Source organism: Streptomyces sp. ID05-39B (genome assembly GCF_033794725.1).
GTDB classification, from domain to species: Bacteria; Actinomycetota; Actinomycetes; order Streptomycetales; family Streptomycetaceae; genus Streptomyces; species Streptomyces bobili.
Window position 1 is genome coordinate 1 of the sequence record NZ_JARGEF010000312.1, and the last position, 7,926, is coordinate 7,926.

Annotated in this window: 6 protein-coding genes; 2 read left to right on the forward strand and 4 right to left on the reverse strand. The window is 73.6% G+C overall.

Features of this window, described 5'->3' with window-relative positions; all coding sequences use genetic code 11:
• Both P1P75_RS37285 and P1P75_RS37290 read right to left on the reverse strand, forming a co-directional pair.
• Window positions 1-1,196: NAD(P)H-hydrate epimerase (locus P1P75_RS37285; RefSeq protein WP_319263790.1), on the reverse strand; the 1,196-nt coding region annotated here is incomplete at its 3' end.
• A gap of 135 nt (window positions 1,197-1,331) precedes the next feature.
• Window positions 1,332-1,703, reverse strand: a complete 372-nt coding sequence (locus tag P1P75_RS37290; RefSeq protein ID WP_086767173.1) for a holo-ACP synthase — start codon at window positions 1,701-1,703, stop codon at window positions 1,332-1,334.
• 214 nt (window positions 1,704-1,917) lie between these two features.
• Here P1P75_RS37290 and P1P75_RS37295 point away from each other — a divergent pair, with 214 nt between their 5' ends.
• Window positions 1,918-2,877, forward strand: coding sequence for a hypothetical protein (locus tag P1P75_RS37295; protein WP_319263792.1), 960 nt, complete (start codon window positions 1,918-1,920; stop codon window positions 2,875-2,877).
• A gap of 14 nt (window positions 2,878-2,891) precedes the next feature.
• Complete coding sequence (locus tag P1P75_RS37300; RefSeq protein WP_319263794.1) at window positions 2,892-4,637, forward strand: insulinase family protein; 1,746 nt, start codon at window positions 2,892-2,894, stop codon at window positions 4,635-4,637.
• 78 nt (window positions 4,638-4,715) lie between these two features.
• Here the strand turns inward: P1P75_RS37300 and glmS are convergent, their stop codons facing one another.
• Together glmS and P1P75_RS37310 are read right to left on the reverse strand one after the other, a co-directional pair.
• Complete coding sequence (gene glmS / locus P1P75_RS37305; protein WP_319263796.1) at window positions 4,716-6,563, reverse strand: glutamine--fructose-6-phosphate transaminase (isomerizing); 1,848 nt, start codon at window positions 6,561-6,563, stop codon at window positions 4,716-4,718.
• Window positions 6,564-6,696: 133 nt separating this feature from the next.
• Entirely contained in the window at window positions 6,697-7,836 is a 1,140-nt protein-coding gene (locus P1P75_RS37310) for a hypothetical protein (RefSeq protein WP_319263798.1), read from the reverse strand.
• Window positions 7,837-7,926: the final 90 nt, after the last annotated feature.

Below are 7,926 nucleotides of genomic sequence, written 5' to 3' on the forward strand. Positions count from 1 at the left end.
CCGCCCCCTGCCGCCGCGACCACGGTCGTAGACCCTTTCAGGAGCACCGCCGACCCGTACCGCCCCGCCAGTTCCCGCACCGCGGCCAGCCGCCCCGCCTCGACCTCCTCCCGCGACACGCCCAGCAGCGCCGCCGCCTCCCCCGCGTGCGGAGTCATCAGCGTCGGCGCCGTACGTCCGCGCACCGCGGCCACGTCGGCGAGCCGCAGTCCGTCCGCGTCGATCAGCACCGGTACGTCGGCGGCGAGCACCTGGGCCACCGTGCCGGCGTCGTCCCCGGCGCCCGGCCCGACGACCCACGCCTGCACCCGACCGGCCCGCTCGGGCCCCTGGTCGGACACGAGCGTCTCGGGGTAGCGCGCGAGCACGGCGTGCCCGGCGGGCCCGACGTACCGCACGGCCCCGGCGCCGCCGCGCAGCGCCCCGGCGACCGCCAGCACGGCCGCGCCCGGATAGCGCGCGGACCCGGCGGCGATCCCGACGACCCCGCGCCGGTACTTGTCGCTCTCGGCACCCGGCACGGGCAACAGCCGGGCCACGTCGGCGTGCTGGAGGGCCTCGATCTCCGGCTCGCCGGGCAGTTCGAGGCCGATGCCGACGAGCCGCACCGACCCGGCGTACTCGCGCGCCGGATCGACCAGCAGGGCGGGCTTGTGCGTGCCGAAGGTGACGGTGAGGTCGGCCCGCACGGCGGCGCCCCGCACCTCCCCCGTGTCGGCCTCGACGCCGCTGGGCAGGTCGACGGCGACGACGGCGGCCCGGGACCCGTCGGCCAGCGCGGCGAGCCGTGCCGCGTCCTCGCGCAGCCCGCCCCGCCCGCCGATGCCGACGATGCCGTCGAGGACGAGGTCGGCCCGCCGGATCGGCCCGGCGGCGTCCTCGGGCGCCACGCTGCGCCCACCGGCCCGCCGCAGGGCGGAAAGCCCGCCGGCGTGCGTGCGTGCGGGAGAGAGCAGTACGGCCGTCACGCCCGCGCCGCGCCGGGCCAGCCGGGCCCCTGCGTACAGGGCGTCACCGCCGTTGTCGCCGCTCCCGACGAGCAGGACGACCCGGCGCCCGTACACCCGCCCGACCAGGTCGGCACAGGCCGCGGCGAGGCCGGCGGCGGCCCGCTGCATGAGGGCCCCCTCCGGGAGCCGCGCCATCAGGTCCCGCTCGGCGGCCCGAACGGTGTCCACGCAATAGGCAGTACGCATACGCCCAGTCAAACACCGGGCCGCGCGCGGGGCGCGGACCGGCGGGATCCGGCTGGACCTTGCGGGATCCCGCGGGACCTTGCGGGACCCGGCGGGACCTGGCACGACCCTGCGGACCCACTCCGCCCCGTCCGCCTACCCCTCGGCGACGACCACCGCCGAGGCGACGCCCGCGTCATGACTCAGCGACACGTGCCATGAGGTGACGCCCAGTTCGGCGGCCCGCGCGGCGACACTCCCCCGAACCCGCAGCCGTGGCTGCCCGCTGTCCTCCACGTACACCTCCGCATCGGTCCACAGCAGTCCCGCGGGAGCGCCGAGCGCCTTGGCGAGGGCCTCCTTCGCCGCGAACCGCGCCGCGAGCGAGGCGGGACCCCGCCGGTGCCCGCTCGGCAGCAGCAACTCGCTGTCCAGGAAGAGGCGTCTGGCCAGTCCGGGCGTGCGCTCCAGCGATGCCGCGAACCGGTCGATCTCGGCCACGTCGATGCCGACCCCGATGATGCTCATGCCGAGCACCCTACGGCGGGGGAACCGACCGCCCCGGTCGCCCACGCGATTGTCGGAGGCGGCTGCTAGCCTGCGGCGACTTGATCACATCCGATCAAAGAGTCACACGCGGCACACAGGCAGCACACACCTAGACGTCACACCATCACTTCACCGCCCGCGCCCTGGGGGGCCAGTCGGCGCGCGCGGTCGGCATCGCCAGGGGGCGGGGGCATTGAGCAGTACCACCAGCGGCAGAACCACGGGCTCTCCGGGACCGACTTTCGACCCGTACGACAACACACCCGAGCTGATCCCGCTGCGCACGGCCGCGCAGGCCGGCGACTGGCCGGCGGTCCGGGACTTCGCCGCGCGCCTGGACTCCGTCGCCAAGATCTGCACGGTGTCGTCCGTCCTCGCCGAGATCCCCGGCGTCGAGACCTTCCTGGAGCGGGCGGTCGCCGAACTTCCCGGCGACCCGCTGCCCCGCACCCTCCTCGCCGAGCGGTACGTCCACATCGGCTGGGACATCCGCAGCGGCGCCCGCGCCCAGCAGGTCTCTCAGGACCAGTTCGCACAGTTCCACTCCTGGCTTCGCCGGGCCGAGCAACTGCTGATCGACGTGTGCGCGGAGCAGCCGGCGTACGCCCCCGCCTGGACCGTACGGCTGACCACCGCGCGCGGTCTGCAGCTGGGCCAGGCGGAGGCGCGCCGCCGCTACGACCGGCTGGCCGCCCACCACCCGCACCACTACCGGGCGCAGACGCAGCTGCTCCAGCAGCTCTGCCCCAAGTGGGGCGGCACCTGGGAGGCCGCGCACGGCTTCGCCCGTGAGTGCGCCTCCGGCGCGCCGGACGGCTCCACCTCCGCGACCCTGGTGGCCGTCGCCCACATCGAGCACTGGCTGGACCTGGACAGCCCCGAGGACACGGCCTACCTGCGGGGCGTGCCGGTCCGCGACGACCTGCGGTTCGCCGCGCAGGTGTCGGTCCTGCACCCCGGCTACCGCCCCGACTGGTACTCCGTCGGCGCGCACAGCGTCTTCGCGTTCGCCTTCTCTGTCGGCGGCCACCACGCCGACGCGGCCCGGCACTTCGCCTTCCTCGGCGACCGGGCGACGGAGTTCCCGTGGCAGTACGCGGGCGACCCGAAGGCGTCGTTCCTGAAGTTCCGCAAGCTCGCGACACAGGCCTGAGGGGGCACCGGCACATGACCACCGACCTGCACGACCAGAGCGGCCTCGCCGCCCTCGACGGCCTGCTCTCGCACACCACCACCCAGGGCGTCCCCACCCTCTACACCGCGGGCTCCGGCAACGAGGTCACCGCCGGCCTCTTCTTCCGGGTCGGCCGCGCCGACGAGACCCTGGCCACCGCCGGGATCACCCATCTCGTCGAGCACCTCGCCCTGCACCGCCTCGGCCTGTCCGACCTGCACTACAACGGCACGACGGCGAACGCGTACACGCTCTTCCACGTCACCGGCAGCGAGGAGGAGGTCGTCACCTACCTCAACAGCGTCTGCGCCGGCCTGCGGGACCTGCCGATGGACCGGCTGGAGACCGAGAAGGAGATCCTGCGCACCGAGGCGGCGGGCCGCGGCAGCGGCCCCAGCTCCCCGCTCGCGCTGTGGCGGTACGGCGCCCAGGGCTACGGCCTCTCCAGCTACAACGAGCTGGGCACCTGGGGCCTCACCCCCGGCCAGGTGCGGCACTGGGCCGAGACCCGCTTCACCCGGGACAACGCGGTGCTGTGGATCACCAGCGACCGCGTGCCCGAGGGCCTCGACCTCGGCCTCCCCGAGGGCACCCGCTCGCCCGCCCCGGCCGCGACCAGCGCGCTGCCCGTCACCCCGGCCTACATCCACGGCGACGACGGCCAGGTCGTCCTCACCGCGGTGCTGCCCCGCTCCACCGCGGCCTCCGTCTTCGCGGACGTCCTCGGCCGGGCCCTCTTCCAGGACCTGCGCCAGGAGGGCGGCTACTCCTACACCGCCGAGGCCGACTACTCCCCGCGCGACGCCGAGTTCGCCACCCTCACCGCCTACGCGGACTCCCTGCCGAAGAAGCAGGACGCGGTCGTCGGCGGCTTCGTCGACACCCTCGCCCGACTGCGCGCGGGCCGCATCGAGCAGTCCGAACTGGACTCCGTGCGCGGCAAGCTCCTCAAGATGTACGACGCCCCCGACCTCGGCGCCGCCGGCCTCCCCTCGTACGCGCTGAGTCTGCTGCTCGGGCACCCGATCCTCTCCCCCGAGCAGCACAGGGCCGAGCTGGAAGCGGTGACGGTCGCCGACCTGCACGAGGTCGCCCGCCGGACGTGGGACGGCGCACTGCTCCAGGTGCCGGGCCGGGGCGTCGACTGGGCGGGCTTCACCCTCGCCCCGCAGTACTCGCCGGCCGCCGTCACCGGCACCCGGCACGCCTCCCTGGAGGACGACCAGGTCACGCTGGTCATCGGCACCGAGGGCGTCACCCTGACGACGCCGAAGGGCCCGGTCACGGTCCGCTACGACGCCTGCGCCGCGATGACCACGCGGCCGGACGGCGCGCGCGCCCTCACCGGCCACGACGGGTTCGCGGTCACCGTCGAGCCGACCCTCTTCGAGGGCATCACCGCGGAACGCGTCGCGGCCCTGGACACGGCCGTTCCCGCCGAGTCCGTGGTGCCCATGCCGGCCCGCGACCCGGAGCAGATCCCGCAGCCGCGCAAGCGGGCCCCGGAGCCCGCCGGGAAGCGTCACACCGCGAACGGCTGGGGCTGGGCGGCCCTCACCGTCCTGCTGGCCGTGCTGGCCGTGGCCTGGGCCTGCCTCGGCGTGTACCTGATCGTCGACCGGATCGACGAGGGCCGCATACCGCCGATCACGGGCACCCTGGGCATCATCGCCCTGGAAGTGGCCCTGCTCCGCTGGACCGCCACGGCGAACAAGCGCCGCAAGCTGGCGCGCGCCTGACCGGGGGCCTTCGTGGAGCCTTCCCACGGGTGGACGCCGTCGCACCGGACGGCACTCCACCCGTGGGACGCTCGCGCCTCATTCCACCGTGACCGACTTCGCCAGGTTGCGGGGCTGATCCACCTCGTTGCCCCGCGCCGTGGCCAGCTCGCACGCGAACACCTGCAACGGCACCGTCGCCACCAGCGGCTGCAACAGCGTCGGCGTCACGGGAATCCGCACCAGATGGTCGGCGTACGGCACGACCTCCTCGTCCCCCTCCTCCGCGATCACGATCGTCCGAGCCCCCCGCGCCCGGATCTCCTGGATGTTGGACACGATCTTGTCGTGCAGCACGGACCGCGCCCGCGGGGACGGCACCACGACGACGACCGGCAGGTCCTCCTCGATGAGTGCGATCGGCCCGTGCTTCAGTTCACCGGCCGCGAAGCCCTCGGCGTGCATGTACGCCAGCTCCTTGAGCTTCAGCGCGCCCTCCAGCGCCACCGGATAGCCCACGTGTCGCCCGAGGAACAGCACGGTGTCCTTGCCGGCGAGCGAACGCGCCAGCTCCCGCACCGGCTCCATGGTCTCCAGCACCCGCTCGACCTCCCCGGAGATCCGCGCCAGGTCCCGCACGACGGCCCGGATCTCGTCCCCCCACTGGGTGCCGCGCACCTGGCCGAGGTACAGGGCGACGAGATAGCAGGCCACCAGCTGCGTCAGGAACGCCTTGGTGGAGGCGACGGCCACCTCCGGCCCGGCGTGGGTGTACAGCACCGCGTCCGACTCACGCGGGATGGTCGACCCGTTGGTGTTGCAGATCGCCAGCACCTTGGAGCCCTGCTCGCGGGCGTGCCGCAGCGCCATGAGCGTGTCCATGGTCTCGCCGGACTGCGAGATGGCGATCACCAGCGACCGCGCGCCCAGGATGGGGTCCCGGTACCGGAACTCGCTGGCCAGCTCCACCTCGCACGGGATGCGCGTCCAGTGCTCGATGGCGTACTTGGCGATCAGGCCCGCGTGGAACGCCGTACCGCAGGCGACGATGACGACCTTGTCGACCTCGCGCAGCTCGGAGGCCGGGATCCGCACCTCGTCGAGGGTCAGCGCCCCGGAGGCGTCGATCCGGCCGAGCAGGGTATCGGCGACAGCCTTGGGCTGCTCGGCGATCTCCTTGAGCATGAAGTAGTCATAACCCCCCTTTTCCGCGGCCGACGCGTCCCAGTCGACGTGGTACGACCGCACCTCGGCCGGACTGCCGTCGAAGCCGGTGACCGTCACCCGGTCCCGGCGCAGCTCCACCACCTGGTCCTGACCCAGCTCGATCGCCGACCGCGTGTGGGCGATGAACGCGGCGACGTCCGAGGCGAGAAAGGCCTCACCCTCCCCAACGCCCACCACCAGCGGCGAGTTCCGGCGCGCGCCGACCACCACGTCCGGTTCGTCGGCGTGCACCGCGACCAGCGTGAACGCCCCCTCCAGCCGACGGCACACCAGCCGCATCGCCTCCGCGAGGTCGCCCGTGCCGGAGTACTCCTCGGCGAGCAGGTGCGCCACGGCCTCGGTGTCCGTCTCGGAGAGCAGCTCGTGCCCGCGCTCCGTCAGTTCGGCCCGCAGCAGGGCGAAGTTCTCGATGATCCCGTTGTGCACCACCGAGACACGTCCGGCGTTGTCGAGATGGGGGTGGGCGTTGGCATCGGTGGGCCCGCCGTGCGTGGCCCAGCGTGTGTGCCCGAGGCCCGTCGTCCCGGCCGGCAGCGGCCGGGCCCCCAGTTCCTTCTCCAGATTGACGAGTTTCCCGGCCTTCTTGGCGGCGGCCAGCCCCCCGTCCGCGAGCACCGCGACCCCTGCCGAGTCGTACCCCCGGTACTCCAGTCGCTTCAGTCCGGCCATCACGACGTCCAGCGCCGACTGAGACCCCACGTATCCCACGATTCCGCACATGCGCGGCAGCCTAAGCCCGCCCGGGCGCCGAAACAGGCTCCAGCGTGCCCGAATTCGGAAATTCCCGCCGGGGTTCAGCACGAAAAACGCACCCCGGCGGGAACCCTGCTCACCTCACGAAGACCCGCTCACCTCACGAGGACCGCCGCCGCCAGGCGACCAGCGCCCCGCCGGCCAGGACGAGCGCCCCGGCCCCGGCCGCCAGCCCGGCCACCGGCACCCCGGCACCGGTCGCCGCGATCTGCCCGCCCCCACCGGCAGGCGAGGGCGCGGACGACGGGGAGGCGGTCGGCGTGGGCGAGGCGGTCGCCGTGGGCGACCCCGACGGCGTGGGCGACGGTGACGCCGTCCCCTTCTTGATGTCGAAGACCAGCTCGGTCTTGTCGTTCGCCCGGTTCGCGTCCAGCGGGCTGGACGTGTAGATGCGGGTCGGCACCCGGTACTCCGTACCCGCGGCCTTCGGCGGGAACCGCCAGGTGAAGGCGAGTTCCACGGACTCTCCGGGCGCGAGCTCCTTGTTGACGTCGCAGACCATGACCCCCGGGTCGGCCCAGCACATCTGCTGCCCGGGGTCCTTGACGGGCCAGTTGTCGAAGCCCATATCGAAATGGACCGCGTCGAGCCGCGCGGTGCCGGGGCCGTGGTTGGTGACGGTCACCTCGGTGGGCACGTCCGTACCGGTCTTCACCGGCCCCTTCGGCGCGGTCGTCCACTCGATGCCGAGGTCGGTCGACGGCTTGACAGTCACCTTCCCGGTCGCCGTGTTGTTCTCCGGCTTGCTGTCGACGGCGTCCCCGATGTCGGCGACGGACGTGAACTCCAGCACGGTCCCGGGCGCCACACCGTCGCCGACCTTCAGCTCGACGTACGCGGAGAGCAGGGCCAGGTCCCCGCCCGCGTCCGGCACACAGGTCACGCTCCGCCCGTCGGCGGCCGGCGTGCAGACCCCGTTGCTCGCGTCGTCGATGTCCTTGACGTACGTGACACCGGGAGGCAGCGACAGCTTCAGACCGAGCTTCTTCACAGCCCCCTTGTCGACGTCAGCGATCGCCCGGACGCCCAGCGGACGGCCGGGGGCGATGATCTTCGAATCCGGCTCGACCCGGGAGATGACGTCGACCGGGTCGCCAGCGGTACCACCGGGCGCGAGCTTGATGCCGGTCCCGGGTTCAGCACCGGTCCCAGGTTCGGCACCGGGCGCGGGCTCGGTCCCCGGCGCGGGCTCGGCGTCCGCCCCAGGCGCGGGCTCGGCCTCCAGCACGGGCGCGGACACCCCAGCACCAGCCCCAGAACGCGCACCGGCACCGGCACCAGATCCAGCCCCGGCCTCCGTCCCGGCCCCCGCCCCCGGCTCCTCCTTCGC

Coding starts and splice junctions, on each gene's coding strand:
- glmS (WP_319263796.1), bottom strand. CDS start 6,563: ATGTGCGGAATCGTGGGATACGTGGGGTCTCAGTCGGCGCTGGACGTC.
- P1P75_RS37290 (WP_086767173.1), bottom strand. CDS start 1,703: ATGAGCATCATCGGGGTCGGCATCGACGTGGCCGAGATCGACCGGTTC.
- P1P75_RS37300 (WP_319263794.1), top strand. CDS start 2,892: ATGACCACCGACCTGCACGACCAGAGCGGCCTCGCCGCCCTCGACGGC.